The organism is Ewingella sp. CoE-038-23, from assembly GCF_040419245.1.
Lineage (GTDB): Bacteria > Pseudomonadota > Gammaproteobacteria > Enterobacterales > Enterobacteriaceae > Ewingella > Ewingella allii.
In genome coordinates, this window is sequence record NZ_JAZHOH010000002.1 from 17,846 (window position 1) to 39,756 (window position 21,911).

Annotated in this window: 26 protein-coding genes; 11 read left to right on the forward strand and 15 right to left on the reverse strand. The window is 53.1% G+C overall.

All coding sequences use genetic code 11. The annotated features are described in order from the left end of the window. The first annotated feature begins 23 nt into the window (after nt 1–23). Complete coding sequence (locus tag V2154_RS22425; protein ID WP_353504073.1) at nt 24–590, forward strand: helix-turn-helix transcriptional regulator; 567 nt, start codon at nt 24–26, stop codon at nt 588–590. On the opposite strand, the gene V2154_RS22430 is transcribed toward V2154_RS22425, so the two are convergent. Beyond that, nucleotides 575–1,174 carry a LysE family translocator gene (locus V2154_RS22430; RefSeq protein WP_353504074.1) on the reverse strand — a complete coding sequence of 200 codons (600 nt, stop codon included), beginning with the start codon at nt 1,172–1,174 and terminating at the stop codon, nt 575–577. The genes V2154_RS22425 and V2154_RS22430 overlap by 16 nt on opposite strands. Next, nucleotides 1,171–1,770, reverse strand: coding sequence for a GNAT family N-acetyltransferase (locus V2154_RS22435; RefSeq protein WP_353504075.1), 600 nt, complete (start codon nt 1,768–1,770; stop codon nt 1,171–1,173). Before V2154_RS22435 ends, V2154_RS22430 begins: the two co-directional genes overlap by 4 nt. A 122-nt stretch (nt 1,771–1,892) precedes the next feature. Between V2154_RS22435 and V2154_RS22440 the strand changes: the two genes are divergently transcribed. Beyond that, a complete protein-coding gene (locus V2154_RS22440) occupies nt 1,893–2,786 on the forward strand; it encodes a LysR family transcriptional regulator (RefSeq protein ID WP_353504076.1) in 894 nt (297 codons plus the stop codon). 54 nt (nt 2,787–2,840) lie between these two features. On the opposite strand, the gene V2154_RS22445 is transcribed toward V2154_RS22440, so the two are convergent. Beyond that, nucleotides 2,841–3,830 (reverse strand): aldo/keto reductase, encoded by a 990-nt coding sequence (locus V2154_RS22445; protein ID WP_353504077.1) that lies wholly within the window; start codon nt 3,828–3,830, stop codon nt 2,841–2,843. 243 nt (nt 3,831–4,073) lie between these two features. Here V2154_RS22445 and V2154_RS22450 point away from each other — a divergent pair, with 243 nt between their 5' ends. Further along, nucleotides 4,074–4,478: a (R)-mandelonitrile lyase gene (locus V2154_RS22450; protein WP_353504078.1), complete on the forward strand. Its 405-nt coding sequence runs from the start codon at nt 4,074–4,076 to the stop codon at nt 4,476–4,478. Here V2154_RS22450 and V2154_RS22455 read toward each other — a convergent pair whose 3' ends face one another. Together V2154_RS22455 and V2154_RS22460 are read right to left on the reverse strand one after the other, a co-directional pair. Continuing rightward, nucleotides 4,479–5,159: a DsbA family protein gene (locus tag V2154_RS22455; RefSeq protein ID WP_353504079.1), complete on the reverse strand. Its 681-nt coding sequence runs from the start codon at nt 5,157–5,159 to the stop codon at nt 4,479–4,481. A gap of 136 nt (nt 5,160–5,295) precedes the next feature. Next, nucleotides 5,296–5,670 carry a winged helix-turn-helix transcriptional regulator gene (locus V2154_RS22460; protein WP_353504080.1) on the reverse strand — a complete coding sequence of 125 codons (375 nt, stop codon included), beginning with the start codon at nt 5,668–5,670 and terminating at the stop codon, nt 5,296–5,298. Between the two features lie 103 nt (nt 5,671–5,773). Between V2154_RS22460 and V2154_RS22465 the strand changes: the two genes are divergently transcribed. From V2154_RS22465 to V2154_RS22485, 5 genes are all read left to right on the forward strand, one after another. Next, nucleotides 5,774–6,895 (forward strand): NADH:flavin oxidoreductase, encoded by a 1,122-nt coding sequence (locus V2154_RS22465; protein WP_353504081.1) that lies wholly within the window; start codon nt 5,774–5,776, stop codon nt 6,893–6,895. A 470-nt stretch (nt 6,896–7,365) separates the two neighbouring features. Beyond that, nucleotides 7,366–9,195 (forward strand): type VI secretion system family protein, encoded by a 1,830-nt coding sequence (locus tag V2154_RS22470; RefSeq protein WP_353504082.1) that lies wholly within the window; start codon nt 7,366–7,368, stop codon nt 9,193–9,195. Further along, entirely contained in the window at nt 9,186–9,836 is a 651-nt protein-coding gene (locus V2154_RS22475; protein ID WP_353504083.1) for a DUF2931 family protein, read from the forward strand. The genes V2154_RS22470 and V2154_RS22475 overlap by 10 nt, the downstream gene beginning before the upstream one ends. 48 nt (nt 9,837–9,884) lie before the next feature. After that, complete coding sequence (locus V2154_RS22480; RefSeq protein ID WP_353504084.1) at nt 9,885–10,556, forward strand: DUF2931 family protein; 672 nt, start codon at nt 9,885–9,887, stop codon at nt 10,554–10,556. A 48-nt stretch (nt 10,557–10,604) separates the two neighbouring features. Further along, nucleotides 10,605–11,255 (forward strand): DUF2931 family protein, encoded by a 651-nt coding sequence (locus V2154_RS22485; protein WP_353504085.1) that lies wholly within the window; start codon nt 10,605–10,607, stop codon nt 11,253–11,255. Nucleotides 11,256–11,352: 97 nt separating this feature from the next. Here the strand turns inward: V2154_RS22485 and gap are convergent, their stop codons facing one another. The 4 genes from gap to V2154_RS22505 all read right to left on the reverse strand — a co-directional run bounded on the left by gap (nt 11,353) and on the right by V2154_RS22505 (nt 14,494). Beyond that, entirely contained in the window at nt 11,353–12,363 is a 1,011-nt protein-coding gene (gene gap, locus V2154_RS22490) for a type I glyceraldehyde-3-phosphate dehydrogenase (RefSeq protein WP_353504086.1), read from the reverse strand. 77 nt (nt 12,364–12,440) lie between these two features. After that, nucleotides 12,441–13,421 (reverse strand): GlxA family transcriptional regulator, encoded by a 981-nt coding sequence (locus V2154_RS22495; protein ID WP_353504087.1) that lies wholly within the window; start codon nt 13,419–13,421, stop codon nt 12,441–12,443. A gap of 64 nt (nt 13,422–13,485) precedes the next feature. After that, a complete protein-coding gene (gene map, locus V2154_RS22500) occupies nt 13,486–14,247 on the reverse strand; it encodes a type I methionyl aminopeptidase (RefSeq protein ID WP_353504088.1) in 762 nt (253 codons plus the stop codon). Then, on the reverse strand, nt 14,237–14,494 hold the full coding sequence (locus tag V2154_RS22505; protein WP_353504089.1) for a ParD-like family protein: 258 nt from the start codon (nt 14,492–14,494) through the stop codon (nt 14,237–14,239). The genes map and V2154_RS22505 overlap by 11 nt, the downstream gene beginning before the upstream one ends. A gap of 189 nt (nt 14,495–14,683) precedes the next feature. Here V2154_RS22505 and V2154_RS22510 point away from each other — a divergent pair, with 189 nt between their 5' ends. Beyond that, nucleotides 14,684–15,106, forward strand: coding sequence for a nucleotide triphosphate diphosphatase NUDT15 (locus tag V2154_RS22510; RefSeq protein WP_353504090.1), 423 nt, complete (start codon nt 14,684–14,686; stop codon nt 15,104–15,106). An 808-nt stretch (nt 15,107–15,914) separates the two neighbouring features. After that, complete coding sequence (locus tag V2154_RS22515) at nt 15,915–16,493, forward strand: flavin reductase family protein (protein WP_353504091.1); 579 nt, start codon at nt 15,915–15,917, stop codon at nt 16,491–16,493. A gap of 30 nt (nt 16,494–16,523) precedes the next feature. Here V2154_RS22515 and V2154_RS22520 read toward each other — a convergent pair whose 3' ends face one another. Continuing rightward, nucleotides 16,524–17,417 carry a LysR substrate-binding domain-containing protein gene (locus tag V2154_RS22520; protein ID WP_353504092.1) on the reverse strand — a complete coding sequence of 298 codons (894 nt, stop codon included), beginning with the start codon at nt 17,415–17,417 and terminating at the stop codon, nt 16,524–16,526. A gap of 101 nt (nt 17,418–17,518) precedes the next feature. Here V2154_RS22520 and V2154_RS22525 point away from each other — a divergent pair, with 101 nt between their 5' ends. Continuing rightward, nucleotides 17,519–18,157, forward strand: a complete 639-nt coding sequence (locus V2154_RS22525; RefSeq protein ID WP_353504093.1) for an NADPH-dependent F420 reductase — start codon at nt 17,519–17,521, stop codon at nt 18,155–18,157. Here V2154_RS22525 and argE read toward each other — a convergent pair. The 5 genes from argE to V2154_RS22550 form a co-directional block, all read right to left on the reverse strand. Continuing rightward, complete coding sequence (gene argE / locus V2154_RS22530) at nt 18,125–19,288, reverse strand: acetylornithine deacetylase (protein ID WP_353504094.1); 1,164 nt, start codon at nt 19,286–19,288, stop codon at nt 18,125–18,127. The genes V2154_RS22525 and argE overlap by 33 nt on opposite strands. 7 nt (nt 19,289–19,295) lie before the next feature. Further along, complete coding sequence (locus V2154_RS22535; protein WP_353504272.1) at nt 19,296–19,706, reverse strand: RidA family protein; 411 nt, start codon at nt 19,704–19,706, stop codon at nt 19,296–19,298. 84 nt (nt 19,707–19,790) lie between these two features. Further along, on the reverse strand, nt 19,791–20,543 hold the full coding sequence (locus V2154_RS22540) for an amino acid ABC transporter ATP-binding protein (RefSeq protein ID WP_353504095.1): 753 nt from the start codon (nt 20,541–20,543) through the stop codon (nt 19,791–19,793). Further along, entirely contained in the window at nt 20,530–21,198 is a 669-nt protein-coding gene (locus V2154_RS22545) for an amino acid ABC transporter permease (protein ID WP_353504096.1), read from the reverse strand. Before V2154_RS22545 ends, V2154_RS22540 begins: the two co-directional genes overlap by 14 nt. Beyond that, nucleotides 21,195–21,866 carry an amino acid ABC transporter permease gene (locus V2154_RS22550; protein ID WP_353504097.1) on the reverse strand — a complete coding sequence of 224 codons (672 nt, stop codon included), beginning with the start codon at nt 21,864–21,866 and terminating at the stop codon, nt 21,195–21,197. Before V2154_RS22550 ends, V2154_RS22545 begins: the two co-directional genes overlap by 4 nt. Nucleotides 21,867–21,911: the final 45 nt, after the last annotated feature.

The window sequence follows — 21,911 nt, forward strand, 5'->3', positions numbered from 1 at the left end:
CCTTTTTGACCTCTGGAGGTCTTATGCCGCTCTACAATTTCACTCTTATGCTCTCTGGCGTGACCTATCAAACTGAAGGTTTGGAAGACGCGCTTTACCGCAGCAACTGTGATGATGCGCTAATCAGCGCCTTTGGTCGCTCGGTTTATCTTGATTTCGACCGAGAAGCTGAGTCGCTCGACGCCGCTATCGCCTCTGCGGTTGGAGATGTGGAATCGGCAGGCATAGGCGCAGTTGTGGAATCCGTGGATTCTGCTCTGGTCGGGTTAAGTGATATTGCAGAACTGACCGGCATGACGCGTCAAGCCATCGCCTTGCTCAAAGACGGCTCGCGCGGAGGCGGCGATTTCCCTTGCCCAATCCAGCGTATTAAAGGGCAATCTCCCCTGTGGGACTGGGCCGAGGTGGCTTTGTGGCTTGAGAGAAATGGGCGTCTGGTAGGGAATGAGTCTCTGGTGGCGAATGCAAGAACGCTGAGTAAGTGGAATTTAGCACTGCGCGCCTCGGCTTTTAAGGATGTCGCTGAGATTGAGAAAATAACCCATCAACTTTTAGCCAGCAGAAAGCAGTACAGTTACCAAGCCAAATAAGGCCAAATCGTAAAAATCAGCAATAACGTGCCGCCGCCGATGTCGATCACTTTCTTCAGTTTGCGGGTGCTGATTTTGGCTGCGGAGCGGATCAGCATCTGTCCGGCGAAGAGTAACCACAGGGCCATCACCGCGACGTGAATCGACGCCAACACCAGATAACTCCACGGGGTTGCGCCACCGCCCGCGAAGGCGGGCACCACGGTGAGATACAGCATTATGGCTTTAATATTCAGCACGTTGGCTAAATAGGCCTCTTTGATGCCGGTTGAACGACTGCCGGAGGTGAAAGCCAAATCCTTGGCGTTCAGGCCACTGCGGATCAGCCGAATCGCTAAATAGATAAGATACGCCGTGCCGATGATTTTGATGGTATTCATCAAGGCAGGATAGGCGGCAATCAGCTGCGTGATGCCAAGCCCGGCCAGCAGTGCATGGGTATAAATACCGAGCAGTGTGCCGAGAATAATCCTTCCCGTGCCGCGCATTCCATGCTGAACGGTGTTGTTCATTGCTAAGGTAAAACTGGCCCCCGGCGAGAGGGCCACGGGCAGAATAGCCAGCGCGAAGCCGAGCAGATTCATTCGCCAACCGCGCCAAAATTCTGCAATTTGCTTTGCAGATTGCCGCGGACCTCAGGCCATTCCTCATCAATAATGCTAAATCGCACCGAGTTGCGTTTACGGCCGTTGGGCATGATGCGCTCGTGGCGCACAATCCCTTCCTGCTTGGCACCCAAGCGTAAAATGGCGTTACGCGACTTCTCATTCAGTTCATCCGTGGTGAACTGCACCCGCACGCAGTTCATCACCTCGAAAGCATGGGTGAGCAGCAACAGCTTGGCTTCGGTGTTGGCGTAAGTTCTCTGCCAAGACACGGACAGCCAAGTGTGGCCGATTTCCAACTTACGATTTTGAGTATCAATCTTCCACAGGCGGGTCGAGCCAATCGGCTTGCCGCTGGCAATCTCTTCAATCACGAACGGCAGCACCGTGCCCGCATTGCGACCGGTGATCGCGATATTGATGTACTGCGCGACAGTATCTGGCGACGGAATATGGGTCAATTGCATATTCCACAATTCACCGTCAGAGGCGGCAAGCAGCAGGGCATCGGCATCTTGTTCTGTCAGGGGGCGAAGGCGGATTTTCTGACCGATCAGCGAAACGGGATTATTCATCTACGCAGGTTGCCTCATTTGATTAGCTGGGGGAGTGCTTGATTTCACTCTAAAAGATACGCGCTGGGCAGGCATTTCTCCAGCACGTATAATTTAAATGAATTTATGAAGAGAAATCATTAATGTTGCGAGCAAATATTAACGACCTGATTGCGTTTTCCGTGGTGGCTAAAGAGCAGAGCTTCACCCGCGCTGCGGCAAAGTTGGGCGTTTCGCAATCGGCCCTGAGTCATGCTATTCGCGGTTTGGAAGAGCGCTTGGGCGTTCGCCTGCTCACTCGCACCACGCGCAGCGTTGCGCCCACCGAGGCGGGCCAGCAGCTTTTAGAGAGAGTCGCGCCGCGCCTTGCGGAAATCGAAGACGAGCTGACGGCTATCACCGAGCTAAAAGATAAGCCCGCCGGCACTATTCGCATCACGGCGGCAGAACACGCGGCGAATACTGTGCTGTGGCCGAAGCTGGAAAAATTTCTGCCGGATTACCCGGACATCAAGGTGGAAGTTACCATCGATTATGGCCTGCGGGACATTGTCAGCGATCGCTTTGACGCCGGAATTCGCCTTGGCGAGCAGGTCGCCAAAGATATGATTGCCGTGCGCATTGGGCCAGATTTCCGCATGGCGGTGGTCGCCACGCCATCTTATATCGCTGGGAAAACTGCGCCACTGACGCCCCATGATCTGCAGCAGCATAGCTGCATCAATTTGCGCCTGCCCACGCTGGGCGGGATTTACGCCTGGGAGTTTGAAAAAGCAGGGCGGCCGCTGCGCGTCAGGGTTGATGGGCAGCTGATCCTCAATTCCAATGCGCAAATCAAGAAGGCGGTGCTAGCAGGATTTGGCATGGCGCTGGTGCCGGAAGACAATGTGCGAGAAGAGCTGAAAAGCGGTGAGCTGGTGGAGTTTTTGCAGGACTGGTGCCCGGAGTTTCCCGGCTATTATCTCTACTACCCGAGCCGTCGGCAGCACACCTCGGCCTTCGCGCTGCTGGTGGACGCGCTGCGTTATAAAGCCTAAAGCAGCAGGGAAAGCGCCCGCTGCGGCACTCTCCCTCTGATGATAGCAATCGGCTTAATTGCCGACGCGTTTCTGCAAATGCTCAGGGTAACGCGCCCCTTCTACCGTCACGCTTGCCAGCACTTTCTCAATATTACCCAGCTCTTCCTGAGTCAGTTCAATGTCCGCGCTGGCTAAATTCTCGTGCAGACGAGAGAGCTTGGTGGTCCCCGGAATAGGGACAATCCACGGCTTTTGCGCCAGTAGCCACGACAGGGCGATTTGCGCCGGCGTTGCCCCTTTTTGTTGAGCGATTTGCTCGAGCAGAGCCACCAGCGCCTGATTGGCCTTGCGCGCTTCTACAGAAAAGCGCGGCACAATATTGCGAAAATCGCTGCTATCGAAGGTGGTGTCCTGATTTATTGCACCCGTCAGGAAGCCCTTGCCCAGCGGGCTGAAGGGGATAAAGCCAATGCCCAGCTCTTCCAGAGTTGGCAAGATTTCCGCCTCCGGTTCGCGCCACCATAGCGAATACTCACTTTGCAACGCGGTCACTGGTTGAACGGCGTGAGCACGGCGAATGGTCTGCGCGCTGGCTTCGGACAGGCCAAAATGCTTCACCTTACCTTCCTGAATGAGCTCTTTTACCGTTCCTGCGACCTCTTCAATCGGCACCTGTGGGTCGACGCGGTGCTGGTAAAAGAGGTCGATAACATCGGTATTCAACCGTTTTAACGCCGCCTCGGCCACGGCCCGAATATGCTCAGGGCGGCTGTTCATGCCGCTTTGCCCGCCTTTGCCGTCAAACTCAAATCCAAACTTAGTGGCGATAGCAACTTTCTGGCGAAACGGCGCGACGGCTTCTCCCAACAGTTGTTCATTAATGTACGGGCCATAGGCCTCCGCCGTATCAAACAGCGTCACGCCTTGCTCGAAGGCTGAGCGAATAAGGGCAATAGCGTGGTTTTTTTCAGTGGCCGGGCCATAGCCGTAGCTTAATCCCATGCAGCCAAGGCCGATGGATGAGACTTCAAGTTGGCTATTACCTAGTTTACGTGTTTTCACTGTGCTCACTCCTTAGGGGGGATAACAGCAGTGTAGAGGTGGAGTGATTATTTGATTAGTTGCCATAATCGGTATGAGCTTATGAGTTTTCCTCATTAATCCGCGCCAACGGCCTGTGCGATATTGATGAATTAGGCTCATAGCCGTTTGCAGATTTGCGGCCTAGTCGCGGGCAATGGATCTCTGTAACGTTGAATCACATCAGTACGGCCTCTTTTAGAAGACACCTTTCAGGAGCAAAGCATGAAGATTTTACGCAACGGTTCACAGCAATCGAAGGCCGGTCCGGCAGACTATTTTACCGGCAAAGTGCGGATTGACGCCCCTTTTCAGGCGACCGAACCGGCGCGGGTTGGTGGGGCGACGGTGACTTTTGAACCCGGCGCACGCACCGCGTGGCATACCCATCCCTTAGGCCAGACGCTGATTGTCACCCAAGGCCGTGGCTGGGTTCAAAAATGGGGTCACGAGGTGGAAGAGATACATCCGGGGGATATTGTCTGGATACCTGAAGGGGTGAAACACTGGCACGGGGCAACCAGTGAGACAGCAATGACGCATATCGCCATTGCTGAATCACTCAACGGCAGCCCGGTCGAGTGGCTGGAGAAAGTCACTGACGAGCAGTACCCGGCGAAATCGGCCTAATTAACGGGCGGCGGTTCTCACTTTCTCATTGATGGCAGCGACCAGCGCCTGCGGGTCAACATAAAGGGGTTTGCCGCTGATCTGCTCATAACGATCGCCCGCCTGCACCAGCAACAGCGGTACGCCTCTGACTGCCAATTTATCCATCAGCGCCTGGGTGGTCTGGGTTCGCCGATGAGTTTGTTCAGCCAGCGCTTCGTCGTGAGCCAGACGCAGGGCAAAGTCGCTGGCATCTAGCTCATAACCCGCCGCCTGCACGTGCTGCGCGGCAATGTTGGCAACCACTTGGGGAGCCGAAGTGTCTTGCCCGTTCACATAACGCTCGTGCTGTAAGTGATGCAAAACTTGTGTTTCTAATGTGGCGTCGAGCTGGCGAATGGCCGTCAGCGCGCGGTTCATCGCCTGAGAATCAAAACGCCTATCCGTGCTCATCAGGATCTGATTAAAGTATTTTTCGCTAAATACCTGACCCGTCAGTGACTCAATGCGCTGATCGTTGGTCCACGCATGGGTGGCCAATGACGGTGACATCTCTCGCGCCCCGGTATCTGAGAACAGGCCGCTTGGCATCAACTCTAACTGCTGTGGAAAGGCCGCCGCGAGGCTGGCTAATGCTGGCGCGCTGGCGTAACACCAGCCGCAAAGTGGGTCAAAAATATACAGTAATTTAAAGTCTTGCATCGCGCCTTTCTCTCGTCATCCGTCATATGCGCACTTTATTAGATTCAAAATGCGAGATAAACCCTCATCTGGTTGACGATTTGTTGCATAAATCGAACAAATACAGCCAATGAATAGGGCTGATAAAGTGGCATTTTTACTCTTCTTCGGCATTTAAATCGAATTTCTGCCGGGCTTTTTCCACCTCGGGCAGATAGCTGATCGTCCAGTTGAAGAGCGCGCCGAACGGCTCTTTCAATGTGCGTCCCAAGGGGGTGATGTGGTATTCCACCGCGATAGGCGAGGCGGTGATCACCTTGCGATCCACAATCCCGTTGCGCTGAAGTCTACGCAGGCTTTGCGTCAGCGCCTTCTGAGTAATGCCATCTAACTGGCGCTTAATTGTATTAAATCGTAACGGCTGCTCGCACAGGGCGCTGAGGATCAGCACGGACCATTTATCCGCAATCTGGTCCAACAGCAGTCGGTGCGGGCAATCCTTGGTTGCACAGGGGGCTTTTTGAATCGACACAGTGGTTTCCTTAACGATACCTGGTAGCGTTTTGGTGCCTGATTGACACTAGGTATACATAATATACCCTCAGCTTTGCTAACCACATAGAGAGAATTCAATCATGAGCCAAGCGAATGTAGATGCCCTATTTAAGCCTTTCCAGTTAAAAAACCTGACGTTAAAAAACCGTATTGTGATGGCGCCGATGACCCGCTCTTTCTCGCCCAACGGCGTGCCGGGCGATAACGTGGCGGCTTACTATCAGCGCCGCGCGGCGGCGGATGTCGGATTAATTCTGTCCGAAGGGACGGTGATTGACCGCCCGGCGTCGCGCAATGATGCCAATATCCCTTTCTTCCACGGCGAAGAGGCGCTGGCAGGCTGGAAAAAGGTGATTGACGAGGTTCACGCCGCCGGAGGCAAGATGGGGCCGCAGCTGTGGCATACCGGCTCCGTTGCCAGCTTTATGACCGAATGGGTACCCGACGAGCCGGTAGAAAGCCCTTCAGGGCTGATTGGGCCGGGCCAGCCGCGTGGAGAGATCATGAGCGAAGAGGCGATTGCCGATACCATCGCTGCTTTCGCTAAGGCCGCCGCAGACGCCAAACGCTTAGGTTTTGACGTCGCCGAAATCCACGGCGCGCACGGCTATCTCATCGACCAATTCTTCTGGGCGGCGACTAACCTGCGCACCGACAGCTTCGGCGGCGCGACGCTAAAACAGCGTTCTCGCTTCGCCGCCGAGGTAGTGAAAGCCATGCGCGAGGCCGTAGGGCCAGACTTCCCGCTGATCCTGCGCGTCAGCCAGTGGAAGCAGCAGGACTATGCCTTCCGCCTGACGACTACCCCTGATGAAATGACCGACTGGCTGCTTCCGCTGGTCGAGGCGGGCGTGGATATATTGCACTGCTCGCAGCGCCGATTCTGGGAGCCAGAGTTCCCTGAGATTGATGGGGAGTCCGGTCTGAACTTCGCGGGTTGGGCCAAGAAATTGACAGGCGCTGCGACCATCAGCGTCGGCTCGGTCGGCCTGTCGAATGACTTTATGGGCTCCTTCACTGGCGAAGGCGCGCAGCCCGCCAGCCTCGACAACCTGCTACAACGCCTGGAACGCGACGAGTTCGACTTAATCGCCGTCGGCCGCGCGCTGCTCAGCGACCCGCACTGGGTCAGCAAAATCCGCAACGGCAATCAGGACCAACTGCACGACTTTGACGCCGCGAGTTTGGGTGTGCTGGTTTAAGTAAAATCGAGCAAAAAGGGTTAGTTCTAGCTTATCTTAAACCAGCCTAAGTCCAGAGTTTGCCGACATTCCAACCAGAGGATATAGGATATATTCTCTGGCCTTCATCTTGCTTAATCGACGCGGCGCTATGTCATCCTCCCACCCGCCAGCTTCTCGCCGCCGGGCCAGATATTACGGCGCGCTGACAGGAAATCTTAGTGGGGAAACCCCCTGTAACTCAATAATGAAAAGTAACCTTTGGCGAAACGCTAGCCATGGGTAAAATGAGCGCGGAATAACCATATAAAAAAGGAAATTAATATGGATACGCTGCGTCACAGCAGGAGCACTCCTGCACATTGGCTGAAAATCGTTCAATCTGGCCCTTCAGTTTATCAGCCTCTTTCTCATAGCCTGCGGCTCAACGACCCCAATTCGGCGGCAAAAAACCTTGTTTCAAGCTTCACTCCGCCTTGGAGGATGCGCTAATGACAATAGGTTATTATCTGGTCGTCGAGGACGAAACCACCTGTGGCGGTATCATTCTTGAAGGGGATTTTACCCACACGCTGTTTGGCAGAGCGGTGGCAAGGGAAGAGGATAGGGTTAGCTGCGGCAAGCACCCCGGCACTTACATCATTGTGGGGCACATTCCCCATGACACCATTAACGGCCGCAAATTTGCCGGTACGCTGCACAGTAGAAGTAGCTGCCCATGCAATGCAGAATTTATTCCATCAATGGTGAATGACACCTATGAATTCATCGGCGAAGAAACGGCGGCAAAGAGCACAAGCGCAGATCCGGAGCAGCGCGGACAGGCTGCAAAGAAACCGAAACGCGAAATTACCCTAACCCTCGGCGTGTTCTTTGATGGTACGGGGAATAATGCCAACAATACCGACGCGCGTCTCAAGGCATGTAATGCAGAGCATTATGAGATGAATAATCAGGATGCAACATCAACTTACGCGCGTTGTATCCAAATAAAACGTGGTTACAGCGGCACTTCTGCTGGGAGCCATCTCGGTTACTATACGAATGTGCACTGGCTTAATACCTTATATAACCAAAAAATCACCGTGGATACCGGTTATGGTCAGCATGCAATTTATATTGAAGGAATTGGAACTGAAACAGGCGAAGGTGATAGTACCTATGGTATGGGCACAGGAACTGGCGATACTGGAGTAGTTAAAAAGACCGATAAAGCTGTAAGAATGTTAATTGATGGCTTTAATGATTATTTCTACAACAATCCAGATGCGCGTTTTTGCATTATTAAAGAATTGCAATTCGATATCTTTGGCTTTAGCCGTGGTGCCGCCGCAGCTCGGCATTTTGCCAATCGCGTGTTCTCGCAAGACCCTCAAATTATTGCCGCGATAAAAGCGGGATTAGGCAATGTTGAATTCAGCGGCACTCCGGGAGGTAAAACCCGGTTTATTGGCATTTTTGATACCGTAGCCGCCATCGGCACGCCCGAAAATGGTTTTAACCCTCATACAGCGGATACAGGCGATGTGAATATTGCACTGCGCCCCGGTGTAGCAGAAAAAGTCTTTCACATTACTGCCCAGCACGAGTGCCGATTTAACTTTGCGCTCAACAGTGTGAAACCCGCATGGCCAGAAGTAGAGTTACCCGGAGCCCATTCCGATATAGGAGGGGGTTATAATCCGGTGGAGCATGAAGCCTATTTTCTGAGTAGACCGCAGTTTGAAACCGTTCCCTTCTCAACTGACGATACTCAGACAAGGGTTTATCAGCAAACAGTGCAACAGCTTAAAGAGATGAATCAGTTTCCGGCCATTAATTCAATTTGTCAGAATGTCGAAATCGACGTTAAAACTTGGCATGACGACAGGATGCCAGCTGACCATTACGGCAGGTTACAAAAACGAAGCGCTGCGGCGCTGATTCTCGACCGAACCACCTACAATGACTGGTCAAAAGTATCCTTACGAGTGATGCTAGATGCTGCACAAGAGGCGGGGGTGAAATTCGATCCTATACGGGAAACAAATTTAAAACTAAGACTACCGATAGAACTCGATGCATTATGCCAGAAGGCTTTGCGTCTTGGTAAAGCAGTGCGTAACGGTGAAACACGCTATGTTTTTACTTCGCCGGAACTTAACGTATTAGCCAAAAAATACCTTCACTGTTCAGCCAACTGGAATAGCGTAATTAAAGATGAACAAGGTCTACCAATTGGGGCTGTGAAGCCTGCGAAGCTAGTCAATTTTACCAATCGTCCAGACGAACAGTGGTGCCGGACGGCTTACAATATGGATGGAAAAAAAATATGGAAATAACACGTCTGGCAGTTTTGCTGCCACTACTAACAATAATGGGCTGCCATGCTACAAATCTTGAAGATAACCCGCCCAAAGCTAGGGAGTGGCGCTTTAATTTTTTCACTCCCAAGGCGCTACCTGCACTCGTTACCTTTGTTGCAATTCTTGATATTAATCAGATTGATTATCGATTCAACACCTTAGATAGTACTGCGTCTCTAGATAAGGTTATTGGTAAGTGGAATGATCAATCAAGAGCACCCGGTGGGCATTGGAATAGGATCAAAGCTCCTCCTGAGGTTATGATATTTTGCTGGGACTCGATCATTGATAAAAAGGTTTATGAAACTCACATCTCTTTTCCCCAATCAATTCAGGACAAAATGTCTAGACCCAGTGAATTAAAGGATTATGCAGGTAACACAGCTTATTATGACACTATGCAAATTGGTTTAGCCCCTGAAGGGAAGGTTGCTGTTTGGCTGCGGGGGATAGGAACTGAGCCTAATTACCGTGTTACGCCCTCAACTCTAAAAACCCTTTCCGGTGACCAGCTAAATATTTGCAAAGGAATCACCGATAGTGATTTTTCATATGGATATGATCAAGACATAAAAGATTTCATCAAAGGCAAAACTTACCCCTATGGGAATTGGTGAGACGTAATTGCGGCCAAGAGAGCCGCTTAAAATGGATGGTAAAGGTATATGGAAATAACACGTCTGGCCGCAAGCTTATTGGCTTTGACACTAGTAGGTTGCCAAGCTACTGCTGGTAATACTCGTCCTGATGCCTCCAACCCGTTCTCGCTGCCGTACGGCGAGTGGAGATTTAGTTTTGTTACCCCAAAGGCATTGCCCTCGCTAGTGACTTTCGCGTCCATTCTTGATACCGACGATATTGTTTATCAATTCAACACGCTCGATGGAACTCAGGATAACCCAGACAGTGTAGGTAAATGGAGTCAGCATATTCGTCGTTCGTCGGTGACATGGAATAAAGCCAAGCATCCGCCTAAAGCTATGGTGTTTTGCTGGGACTCAGTTATCGATATGAAGGTATATGAAACATCGATAAGCTTCCCACAATCTGTTTGGGAAAAAATGATCACCCCTGCGGATCATAAAAATCGGCGTGGAACAGAGGTCTATTACGACACCATGATTATAGGTTTGGCACCTGAAGGAAAAGTGACGGTCTGGCTGCAAGATGTGGGTAATTATCCCAATTACCGCGTTACACCTTCATCTATAAAAACACTCTCCGGCGAGCAGCTAGATATCTGCAAAGGCATTACCAAGCATCCAAATGGCTACAAATATTATGGCGAGACGCCAGATTTCATCAAAGGAAAAACCTATCCCTACGGGAATTGGTGAGACGTAATTGCGGCCAAGAGGGTCGCTTAAAATGGATGATAGAGATATATGGAAATAACACGTCTGGCAGTTTTGCTGCCACTACTAACAGTAATGGGCTGCCATGCCACAAATCTAGAAGATACCCCGACTAAAGCTAGGGAGTGGCGCTTTAATTTTTTCACTCCCAAGGCGTTGCCTGCCCTCGTCACCTTTGTCGCAATTCTTGATATTAATCAGATAGATTATCGATTCAACACATTAGACAGTACTGCGTCTCTAGATAAGGTTATTGATAAGTGGAATGATCAATCAAGAGCACCCGGTGGGCACTGGAATAGGATCAAAGCCCCGCCCAAGCTTATGATATTTTGTTGGGACTCGATCATTGATAAAAAGGTTTATGAAACTCACATTTCATTTCCCCAATCAATTCAGGACAAAATGTCTAGACCCAGTGAATTAAAAGATTATGTAGGTAACACAGCTTATTATGACACCGTGCAAATAGGTTTAGCCCCTGAAGGGAAGGTTGCTGTTTGGCTCCGAGGGATAGGAACTGAACCCAATTACCGTGTTACACCCTCAACTTTAAAAACGCTTACAGGTGAGAATTTGGAAATCTGTAAAGGCATTACCAAGCATCCAAATGGGTACAAATATTACGGTGAGACGCCAGATTTCATCAAAGGCAAAACCTACCCCTACGGGAACTGGTGAGACGTAATTGCGGCCAAGAAGATCGCTAAAAATGGATGGTTTTACAGTTAGCAAAAGGCCCGCACAATGGCGGGCCAGAACTGTTCTTCACGCTGGATTACAAACCTCGCTGGTCCATCAGCACGGCTAAATCCACCAGACGGTTTGAGAAGGCCCATTCGTTGTCATACCACGCGAGGATCTTCACCAGATTGCCGCCAATCACCAGCGTGGACAGCCCGTCGATAATCGATGAGCGCGCATCACCCTGATAATCGCTCGACACCAGCGGCTCATCGCTGTAGCCCAAAATCCCTTTCAGTGGACCGGATTCTGCGGCTTTGCGGAAGGCGTTATTCACTTCTTCAGCAGTCACATCGCGTTTTAGCGTCACGGTCAGGTCAACGATGGAAACCACTGGCACCGGCACGCGCAGTGAGTAGCCGGTCAGGCGTCCGTCCAGCTCAGGAATGACTTTACCCAAGGCTTTGGCCGCGCCGCTGGAGTAAGGAACAATCGACAGCGCCGCCGCACGTGCGCCGCGCAGGTCTTTCTCCGGCTGGTCATGCAGTGCCTGACTGTTGGTGTAGGCATGAGTGGTGTTCATCAGGCCGTGCTCAATGCCGAAGCTTTGATGCAGGACCTGCGCCGCCGGGGCCAGACCGTTGGTAGTGCAGCTGCCGTTGCTGACAATTTTGTGCTGCGCCGGGTCATATTTTTCATGGTTAACGCCCATTACCACGGTGATGTCATCGTCTTTGCCCGGCGCGGAGAGGATCACGCGCTTGGCGCCGCCTTTGGTGATGTGCACTTCGGCTTTGGCTTTTTCGGTGAAGAAGCCGGTGGATTCAATGACCAGTTCGACGCCAACGCTGCTCCATGGTATTGCACCCGGATCGCGCTCAGAGAAAACGCGGATCGCGTTGCCATTCACTTTCAGCTGGCCTTCGGAAGCTTCGACATCGGCCGCGAGGGTGCCCTGCAGTGAGTCATATTTAAGAAGGTGCGCGAGGGTTTTGCTGTCGGTCAGGTCGTTGATGGCCACGACTTGAAAATCGCTGCGGCCGAGCGCGGCGCGCAGAACGTTTCTACCAATACGACCAAAACCGTTAATGCCTACTTTGACCATGATGTACTCCTTGGTGAGTTGTCTGGTTTCAAAATAGTGCTTTGGCAAGTTGGCGTAAATGACAAATAAGAATCAATTTAAGCCATGTTACGCGCGTAGAAGCGTTCGCGGTAATCAGACGGCGTGAGTTGCAGATTGCGTTCGAATACCCGGCGCAGGTTCAGGCTATTGCCAAATCCGGTTATGGCGGCGATCTGTTCTATTTTGTCTGAGCTTTGCTCAAGGTGCTGACGGGCCACGTCGAGACGCACTTCCTCGACGTATTTCGCCGGGCTGCTGCCGGTTTCTCGGGTGAAGACGCGGGTAAAGTTGCGCGGACTCATGGCGACGCGCTCGGCCAGTTTTTCCACCGACAGGTCGCCGGAAAGATTTTGCAGGATCCAGCTTTGCAGGTCGCGGATAGGGCCGGGGGTATTGGACTGGCTGAGCAGGAAACGGCTGAACTGCGACTGCCCGCCGGGACGACGCAGGAACATCACCAGATCCTGTGCGACGTCGCGCGCCAGGGTGAAGCTGTGGTCATCTTCCACCAGTGCCAGTGTGAGATCAAAGCCCGAGCTGACGCCCGCCGAGGTCCAGACATTGCCGTCTTGCAGATAAATCGGCCCTTTCTCGACCAGCACTTTGGGATAGCTATTTTGCAGGTTATCCAGCTGCCGCCAGTGGGTGGTGGCGCGACGTCCGTCGAGCAGGCCCGCCTCTGCCAGCAGCAGCGCGCCGCCGCAAATCGATACCACTCTTTTGGCATGAGGCGCGGCGCGGCTGATCCAGTTGGCGACCAGTGCGGATTCTTCAGGAGTCGAGCCTTTGCCGGTGATCATTACGGTGTCGCGCGGCAATGCGGGGTCAAGATCTGCCAGCCGATGGTCGGCCAACAGATTCAAACCGGACATGCCGTGAATGACGCGATGCGACTGGGTGGTGGCAATTTCGACCTGATAGGGCGGATGAGGAGAATCCTTGGGCCTCAAGCGATTAGCTTGCATCAGGATGTCGGCGATGCCGGTCGGTTCGAACAGCATGCCCCCTTCGGGGACAATGATCAGGAATGTATGCATGTCCTTAAAATACAAAAAAGGACAAAATAGGTCAAGAAAGGCCCAAATCAATGGGCCTTAATTTTTATGGCCATGGAGTGAGGATCTCATGCCCGTCTTTAGTGACCAGCACCATGTGTTCCCACTGCGCCGAGAGGGAGTGGTCTTTAGTCACTACGGTCCATCCGTCTTTTAACAATTTTGAGTAGCGCTGGCCGGCGTTGATCATCGGCTCGATGGTGAACAGCATGCCTTCTTTCAGCACCAGGCCTTGGCCTTTCTGGCCGTAGTGCAGCACCTGCGGGTCTTCATGGTAGCCCTGCCCGATGCCGTGGCCACAATACTCTTCCACCACGCTAAATCCTTCACGTCTGGCAACGGCGGCAATCGCAAAACCAACGTCACCCAGCGTCGCGCCCGGCCGGACGACGTCAATACCGGCGTGCATGGCTTCGAGCGTTGTATCCACCAGGCGGCGGGCGAGGATCGAAGGTTCATCGGCGTAGAACATCCGGCTGGTGTCGCCATACCAACCGTCTTTGATCAGCGCCACGTCCACGTTGACGATATCGCCCTTTTTCAACACTTTATCTGAAGGAATACCGTGGCAAATCACGTGATTCACCGAAATGCAGGTGGTTTTGGTATAGCCCTGATAACCAATGTTGGCCGGGATCGCGCCCAGCTCGTTGACGATAAAGTCATGACACAGGGCATCCAGATAGTCGGTGGTGACGCCGGGCTGAACATGGGGTTCAATCATTTGCAGCACGCGCGCGGCCAGATGCCCGGCGGCGCGCGCCTTGGCGATGCCTTCAGGAGATTTTATAAACGAATTATTGCTCATTGGTGCTCTTCCTTGTTGTCACGCCATCATTAAGTAGTGTCTTTATGCCATCGAACTGCTCGTTCGATTCCGTGCTGGCTTTTACCAATAGCTGGCAGATATCACGGTGAGAAAGGTCTGGATGCATTTCCATCAGCATGCCGACTTTCATCCAATGCTCGGCCTGAGCATTCATTGAACGGGTAAAGGCCATGCTGGCGATACGCAGGTTCTCATGCATCATTTCTGAGATTTTGATAATGCCCATCGGGATTCTCGCAATATATGGTTTATATATGAATCGTATATGTTCTGTATCTTAGCCGACTTGTGCGCAACGTTGCAACTCAGACGTTATTTTTGGTGAAAGCGGCGGGCCTGATTGGCAAACCCCTCGCTGAGAACTATGTTGGAGGTGAAAAAATGGTGACCAGCAAAGCGAAGTTAACGGAGAGAAATGATGAGTTTAATGCCCAGAATCGGCGTCGGCGTACTGATTTTCCGCGAGGGGAAATTGTTGCTGGGCCGCAGAAAAGGTAGTCACGGTGCCGGTTTTTGGTCTGCTCCCGGCGGCCATTTAGAGTTTGGCGAAACGCCAGAACTGTGCGCCCGGAGAGAAGCTTTAGAAGAAACAGGCTTGCAACTCGAGGTAGTGCATCCCGGCCCTTGGGTTAACGATATTTTCACTCTCGAGCAAAAACACTATGTGACGCTGTTTTGTGTTGCGCAATCCAAACCTGAGCAGGGCGAGCCGATTAACACCGAGCCAGAGAAGTGCGAAGGCTGGCACTGGTTTAATTGTGACCAATTACCACAGCCGCTTTTTCAACCACTTGAAGACTTGATAGAAAAAGTGGGAAATATCAAAAATTTGATTTAATTTTTGGGTATAGCTGAGAATAAAAACATGTTCTTAAATACAGTGTTGACACCTCGCTAAGAACGAGTAGATTGGAACTTAACGGTGAAGCGAAGTTTGAAGTAACAAGTATTTCTTACCCCTCCTTCATCGTTATATAGAGAGTTTTAAATACTCTATAAAACAGAGTGCGATACGGGCCACGAAATACTGTTGTATGGGAGATTCACTGCGGAGAGGAATGAAAACCAATTCGAGTGATGAAGATTTCAAGCCACGTAGTTAATTTGTACAATCGCACGCATGGGAATGCGCGATGATGTAAGGCCTTGTTGTTAAAAGTAATGTTCGCGATTTGGGTACGAAAGTATGAGATCGAGAATGTCGCGATGAAAGTAAGGCAACGCATCAAAGAGTATATATCGCGTGGGCGATGTACTTATCGGATCCTCTATTTCGAACAGAGAAACCGGTAAATGACACAGGATTGATGCTTTATTCCATTTTATTATAGGAGGACGGCAGTACAAGAGTGACCAATATATCCTGTGAAGCTATGTACATCATTTGAAGTAGTATTAAGTTATAAGTTGATTAATGTTAATTACTAACACTGTAGTACCATAAAAGCCCCGGCAAATATCGCTGGGGCTTTTTCATTTCTGTTGCAAAATTCCTTCATTTTTTCTTATCAGTCCAGCCATGAGTTGCCTCTGTGGACGCTGCACCGCAATTTAACTTTTCTCTCACTCATATGTTCTTCTCCGCTACTGACTTTTGCTATTGTTATGCCGCCGAACGAACTGCAAATAGCCGCCAAGGGACCTAGATGAACGAATTTATTGCGCCAGTAGAATTAGAAAAATCATACCGCTTACTCAATCATGGACCGACGGTGTTGGTGTCTGGCAGCCACGGCGGGGTGGATAACGTGATGACCGCCGCCTGGTCGTGCGCGCTGGACTTCACCCCGTCAAAAGTGATGGTGGTGCTGGATAAAATCACTAAAACCCGTGAGCTGATCGAAAAGAGCGGCACCTTTGTGTTGCAGGTTCCTACCGTGGCTCAGTTGCAACTGACTTATGATTTAGGCCGCAGCAGCCTGTTTACCGAGCCGGATAAATTGGTAAAAACCGGCGTGCAGCTGTTCAGCATTGAAGGCCACGACGGCCCCTTTGTTGAAGGTTGCTCGGCGTGGTTATCGTGCCGGTTAATCAATGAGCCGCACAACCAGCAGGCCCACGACCTGTTTATTGGCGAAGTGATTGGCGCATGGGCCGACACGCGGGTATTCAAAAACGGCCACTGGGCGTTTGGAAGCTCCGATCCGGACTTCCGCAGTTTGCACTACATCGCTGGCGGCAACTTCTATGCCATTGGCGAGTCACTGCAAGTCGAAAAAGAGTAACTGTTTTCAGCGAAAAGCCCTGCGTCTTGCTTACTCATTGCCGAACTCCGCCACCATGGCATCCACAAAGCTGCGGAGTTTGGCCGTTGGTCGGCGAGTGGGCGGATAGACGATATGCATCGGGCGGGCCGGGCATTGGTATTGGGTTAACACCTGAACCAGTCGGCCTGCTTTGACTTCACTCTCCAGCACGATTTCCGGGCCGAGCGTAATGCCAAAGCCGCTGATCGCCGCGTGCAGTAAGGCATTCCAATTATTGCAGTGAAAACGCCCTTCGATATGTACTTCCTGCGTTTTCCCGTCGCGGCTAAACAGCCAGCGGCAGGGCTGCGAGGCAGGGGAAGAGCCATAGTGCAGGCAGTCGTGATGAGCCAAATCGTCCAGCGTTTCCGGCGTGCCGCGCTTTGCCAGATAGCCCGGTGAGGCGCAGGCGATGAGCCTGTAAGGCCTGAGCCGGCGGGCAATCAGCGACGAATCCACCAAATCTCCCAGCCGAATAATTACTTCAATGCCTTCTTCCAAAGGATCCACGTAGCGATCGTCAAGGGAGAGGTCTATCTGCATGTCCGGGTGCTGGGCCAGAAAACGGGTGACAAAGGCGGGCATGGTAAAAGCGCCGAAGGTGATGGGCGCGCTGACTTTCAAAATGCCTTTCGGATGAGTTTGCATGTCCAGCGCCAGCGAGTCTGCGGCTTCGACCTCGGACAACACGCGCTTGCAGCGTTCATAGTAGGCGCGGCCGACGTCGGTCAGCTGCTGGCGGCGGGTGGTGCGGTTGAGCAAGGTAATGCCGAGCTGCGCTTCCAACGCGGCGATGTGCTTCGCCACCATTTGCGGCGACATCTCCAGCGCGTCCGCCGTCGCGGCGAAAGAGCCTAAATCGGCTGATTTCACAAACACGCTCATGCTGGTCAGTCTGTCCATGATTCACCACTCTGGGTTGTTAGTTATCAATTTAAACGGCCATTTATCTTCGAATCTATATCAATCATGCTCACTCTGTCATCAACCTTGGAGAGAAGAACATGAAGATAGGCATTATTGGGGCAGGGTTTGTGGGTCGGGCTATCAGCAAGCTGGCCTTAGCGGCGGGACATCAGGTGATGTTGAGCAATTCGCGGGATCCCAAAACATTATTTACCTTAACCCGCACCACCCAGTGCGAGGCAGGAACCCCGCAGCAGGCGGCCGAGTTCGGCGACGTGGTGGTGATCGCCATTCCATTAGAGGCCTATCGCAGCGTGCCCGCCGCGCCGCTGGTGGGCAAAGTGGTGATTGATGCCAACAACTACTATCCGGATCGCGATGGGCGCATCCCTGAACTTGACCAGCACCAGACCACCACCAGCGAAATGTTGGCAAAGCATTTGCCCGAGTCGCGGGTGATCAAAGCCTTTAACGCCATCAGAATGGATGATTTGCTGAGTGACGGTCTGCCTGCTTCCGCTGCCGAACGCCGCGCTTTGCCGATTGCCGGTGATGACGCGCAGGGCAAGGTCATCGTCACGGCGCTGCTCGACGAGTTCGGTTTTGACGTGGTAGACGCCGGGGCGTTGGAGGAAGGATGGCGTTTCGAAGCCGGAACGCCAGTCTACTGCGTGCCGCTCAATAAAGAGCAGCTGGCTGCGGGGTTACAGGCTGCCGCCACTAACCATCTTGCGTAAAAAGGTCAGGCAGAGTTCTAGCTGTGACAGCTCGATATATTCGTCGGCCTTGTGCGCCTGAGTAATGGAGCCGGGGCCGCAAATCACGGTAGGGATGCCAGCCTGCTGGAACAGCCCGGCTTCGGTGCCAAAAGCCACGGATTCGAAGTCGTGCTGGGGCAGCGCGCTGGCGCATTGTTGCTTGAGAGCGTCCATCGATTGATCGTCTTGCAACCCTGGATATTCGACTTGCTGCGACAGGTGAATATCGGTGTCGGGGCTGACGCGGCGCATATCGGGGAGCAACTCTTGGCTCGCCCATTGCTGCAAGGTTTGGGGCAGCTGCTGGTGGGGAGAGCCGGGCAAGGCGCGAATTTCAAAATCGAACTCACAGTGGTCCGGCACCACGTTGACGGCGGTGCCGCCTTTAATGGTGCCGACCTGCACCGTGGACCACGGCGGATCGTAGCGCGCGTCGCCAGTTTCCTGCTGCCAGCCTTTGCCCTGCTGGCGCAAAAAGGTCACCAGCTCGGCGGCGATTTCAATCGCATTCACCCCCAAATCGGGCTGAGAGGAGTGGGCTGCCTGCCCGTGCACCGCGCAGCGCCACGCGCTTTTGCCTTTATGCGCCGTGGCGACTTTCATCAGGGTCGGCTCACCGACGATGCAACCACTCGGGCGCACGGCGTCGCGCGATAACTCATCCAGCAGGCCGCGTACGCCGACGCAGCCGATCTCTTCATCGTAGCTGACCGCAATGTGTACCGGTGCGGCGCCCGGGTGGCGCGTGGCTTCAATAAATTCGGGCACCAGCGCCAGCACGCAGGCCAAGTAGCCTTTCATGTCGGCGCTGCCGCGACCATAGAGGCGGCCATCGCGGGCGGTCAGCACAAAGGGGTCTTGCGACCACGGCTGGCCTTCGACCGGGACCACGTCGGAGTGGCCTGAAAAGCAGATCCCCCCACGATGAGGATTGCCAATGGTGGCGTAAAGGTTGGCGCGCAGACCGTCTTCGCTATAAACCCGGCGAGCCGCGATGCCATAATCGGCCAGATAGGTGTCGATATAGTCAATCATCGCCAGATTAGACTGCAGGCTAATGGTGTTAAAACTCACCAATTTAGACAGGATATCTACCACGGTCTGCATCATTCTTTCCTTATGATTTTACAGCGATAACGTCAATCTCAACCCACCACTCAGGGCGCGCCAGCGAGGTGATCATCAGGCCGGTAGAGACCGGGAAAACCCCTTTCAACCAGCGGCCCATGATGTTGTAAACCGTCTCGCGGTAGCGCACATCGGTGAGGTATACGGTGATTTTGCAGATGTCTTCCAGCTTGCTGCCCGACTCTTCTAACAGCATGTTAATGTTGTACATCGCTTGTTCGGTTTGTGCCGCGACGTCGCCCTTGCCAACCGACTCGCGGGTATCAAGGTCTTGACCAATCTGACCGCGCAAAAACACCATATTTCCGGCGACCACGGCCTGACATAAATCATTATCCAGATTCTGTTCAGGGTAGGTGACTTTGGTGTTAAACGGGCGAATACGGGTATGTGCCATGATGCTTTTCTCCTGGTTTACTGAATTAAGGTGTTGGACTCAAGGTGGGGGAATGCCCCGTAAAATTGCGTAACGCTGCTGCCGAAGTTAGGCAAGGAACTGCTTAAGCTCCGGCGTCTGAGGTGCGTTGAAAATTTGGTCAGGGGTGCCCACTTCGTGAACTTTCCCCTGATGCATAAAGACGATGCGATCGCTGACTTTGCGCGCAAAGTTCATTTCATGAGTCACCATGATGATGGTCATGCCCTCTTCGGCGAGGGTTTCAATCACTTGTAGCACTTCGCCCACCAGCTCGGGATCGAGCGCCGAGGTGATTTCGTCACACAGTAGTACCTCCGGGTTCATCGCCAGCGCACGGGCAATCGCCACGCGCTGCTGCTGGCCCCCGGAGAGGCTGGCGGGCCACATATCAAATTTTTCCTCCAGACCGACGCGGGCCAGCAGTGTTCGCGCGGCGCGCTCCGCCGACTCTTTTTGCAGTTTTTTGACCAGCGTCGGGGCCAGCATGATGTTGCGACCCACGGTGAGATGCGGGAACAGGTTGAAGCTCTGGAAAATCATGCCGACGTTTTGGCGCAGCTCGCGCATGGCGGCCGGGTCGTCATGGCGCAAGGCCTGGCCGTCGACGGTTAACGTGCCCTGGTGAAAGCTCTCCAGCCCGTTAATGCAGCGCAGCAGGGTGCTTTTGCCCGAGCCGCTTTTGCCCAAAATGCACACCACTTCTTTGCGTTTGATCTTCAGATCAATGCCCTTCAGCACCTCATTGTCGCCAAAGCGTTTGTGCAAACCGGTGATATCAACGACCGCAAACCCGGCCTCGGTGTGGTTAATTTCGGTCATGGTTATCAGCTCCACGCATTACTTGTTTTTCGAGATACCGGCTCCACAGCGAGAGCGGAAAACAGAGGATGAAATAAAGCAGCGCCACGCTGCCGTAGACCAAAAATGGTGAGAAGGTGGCGTTAGCAATAATCTGCCCAGAGCGCGTTAGCTCGACAAAGCCGATCACCGAGGCCAGCGCCGTGGCCTTCACCGCCTGCACCATAAAGCCCACGGTGGGAGCGATGGCCACGCGCACCGCCTGCGGCAATATCACGTAGCGCAGCTGTTCGCCGAAAGAGAGCGCCAAACTGGCCGACGCCTCCCACTGCTGCTTGGAAATGCTCTCCACGCTGCCGCGCCAGATATCGGTCAGATAGGCGCTGGCGTAGAGGGTTAAACAGAGGCTGGCGGCCACCAGCGGGGTGGTATCAATGCCAAACAGCGCCAGTCCAAAGTAGGTCAAAAACAGCTGCATCAGCAGTGGTGTGCCCTGAAACAGGTTGACGTAAATCACCACGAGGATTTGCAGCCAGCGGCGATGGGACAGGCGCATGACCAGCAGGATGGCGCCGACAAGGCCGCCGCCAATAAAGGCAATCAGCGACAGCCCGACGGTCCAGCGCAGCGCCAGCAGCAGGTTGCGATAGATGTCCCACAGTGAGAAATCACTCATGATCTTTTTCCTGTTTGTGGACCAAAGATGAAGCGCGGGCCGAACCAGCCAAGAAACTGACGCACCGCGATGGCAAGCAGCAGGTAGATCGCCGTCGCCACGATGTAAGACTCAAAGTTGCGGAAAGAGCGGCTGGCAATCAGGTTGGCGGCGTAAGACAGCTCCTCGGTAGAGATTTGGCTACAGACCGCCGACCCCAGCATGATGATAACCACCTGACTGATCATGCTGGGCCAGACGCGCCCAAGGGCCGGGGGTAACACCACGCGGGTGAAGATTTGCCAAGGGTTGAGCGCCAGACTTTGCGCCGCTTCAATCTGGCTGCGGGGGGTGTTTTGGATCCCCGCGCGGACGATCTCTGAGCTATACGCCCCCAGGTTGAGCACCAGAGACAGGGTGCTGGCCTCGATGGCTGACAAGTGAATGCCCAGCACCGGCAGGCCGAAAAAGATAAAGAACAACTGCACCACGTAAGGCGTGTTGCGCAGCAGTTCGACATAGCAGGCCACCAATAGCCGTAATACCCCGCGGCCGTTAGCGCGCGCCCAGCCGCTGGCGATCCCCAGACAAATACCCAAGAAGGTCGATATCAGCGTCATGACTAGCGTGATCAGGGTGCCACTGAGCAATAGCGGCCACTGCTGCAGCACGGAAGTAAAATCAAACATAGAGACTCGGCTCCTCAAGTGGCATAAATGCCCGATAGTGGCGTT

Bases quoted from the DNA above. Each gene is read 5' to 3' on its own strand.
- V2154_RS22450 (WP_353504078.1), top strand. From the start codon at position 4,074: ATGAAGATTTTACGCAACGGTTCACAGCAATCGAAGGCCGGTCCGGCA.
- V2154_RS22545 (WP_353504096.1), bottom strand. From the start codon at position 21,198: ATGAGTGATTTCTCACTGTGGGACATCTATCGCAACCTGCTGCTGGCG.
- map (WP_353504088.1), bottom strand. From the start codon at position 14,247: ATGAGCAATAATTCGTTTATAAAATCTCCTGAAGGCATCGCCAAGGCG.
- V2154_RS22480 (WP_353504084.1), top strand. From the start codon at position 9,885: ATGGAAATAACACGTCTGGCCGCAAGCTTATTGGCTTTGACACTAGTA.
- V2154_RS22510 (WP_353504090.1), top strand. From the start codon at position 14,684: ATGATGAGTTTAATGCCCAGAATCGGCGTCGGCGTACTGATTTTCCGC.
- V2154_RS22540 (WP_353504095.1), bottom strand. From the start codon at position 20,543: ATGACCGAAATTAACCACACCGAGGCCGGGTTTGCGGTCGTTGATATC.
- V2154_RS22435 (WP_353504075.1), bottom strand. From the start codon at position 1,770: ATGAATAATCCCGTTTCGCTGATCGGTCAGAAAATCCGCCTTCGCCCC.
- V2154_RS22455 (WP_353504079.1), bottom strand. From the start codon at position 5,159: ATGCAAGACTTTAAATTACTGTATATTTTTGACCCACTTTGCGGCTGG.
- V2154_RS22515 (WP_353504091.1), top strand. From the start codon at position 15,915: ATGAACGAATTTATTGCGCCAGTAGAATTAGAAAAATCATACCGCTTA.
- V2154_RS22475 (WP_353504083.1), top strand. From the start codon at position 9,186: ATGGAAATAACACGTCTGGCAGTTTTGCTGCCACTACTAACAATAATG.
- V2154_RS22520 (WP_353504092.1), bottom strand. From the start codon at position 17,417: ATGGACAGACTGACCAGCATGAGCGTGTTTGTGAAATCAGCCGATTTA.
- gap (WP_353504086.1), bottom strand. From the start codon at position 12,363: ATGGTCAAAGTAGGCATTAACGGTTTTGGTCGTATTGGTAGAAACGTT.
- V2154_RS22505 (WP_353504089.1), bottom strand. From the start codon at position 14,494: ATGGGCATTATCAAAATCTCAGAAATGATGCATGAGAACCTGCGTATC.
- V2154_RS22430 (WP_353504074.1), bottom strand. From the start codon at position 1,174: ATGAATCTGCTCGGCTTCGCGCTGGCTATTCTGCCCGTGGCCCTCTCG.
- V2154_RS22525 (WP_353504093.1), top strand. From the start codon at position 17,519: ATGAAGATAGGCATTATTGGGGCAGGGTTTGTGGGTCGGGCTATCAGC.
- V2154_RS22440 (WP_353504076.1), top strand. From the start codon at position 1,893: ATGTTGCGAGCAAATATTAACGACCTGATTGCGTTTTCCGTGGTGGCT.
- V2154_RS22425 (WP_353504073.1), top strand. From the start codon at position 24: ATGCCGCTCTACAATTTCACTCTTATGCTCTCTGGCGTGACCTATCAA.
- V2154_RS22550 (WP_353504097.1), bottom strand. From the start codon at position 21,866: ATGTTTGATTTTACTTCCGTGCTGCAGCAGTGGCCGCTATTGCTCAGT.
- V2154_RS22465 (WP_353504081.1), top strand. From the start codon at position 5,774: ATGAGCCAAGCGAATGTAGATGCCCTATTTAAGCCTTTCCAGTTAAAA.
- V2154_RS22470 (WP_353504082.1), top strand. From the start codon at position 7,366: ATGACAATAGGTTATTATCTGGTCGTCGAGGACGAAACCACCTGTGGC.
- V2154_RS22495 (WP_353504087.1), bottom strand. From the start codon at position 13,421: ATGCATACATTCCTGATCATTGTCCCCGAAGGGGGCATGCTGTTCGAA.
- argE (WP_353504094.1), bottom strand. From the start codon at position 19,288: ATGATGCAGACCGTGGTAGATATCCTGTCTAAATTGGTGAGTTTTAAC.
- V2154_RS22485 (WP_353504085.1), top strand. From the start codon at position 10,605: ATGGAAATAACACGTCTGGCAGTTTTGCTGCCACTACTAACAGTAATG.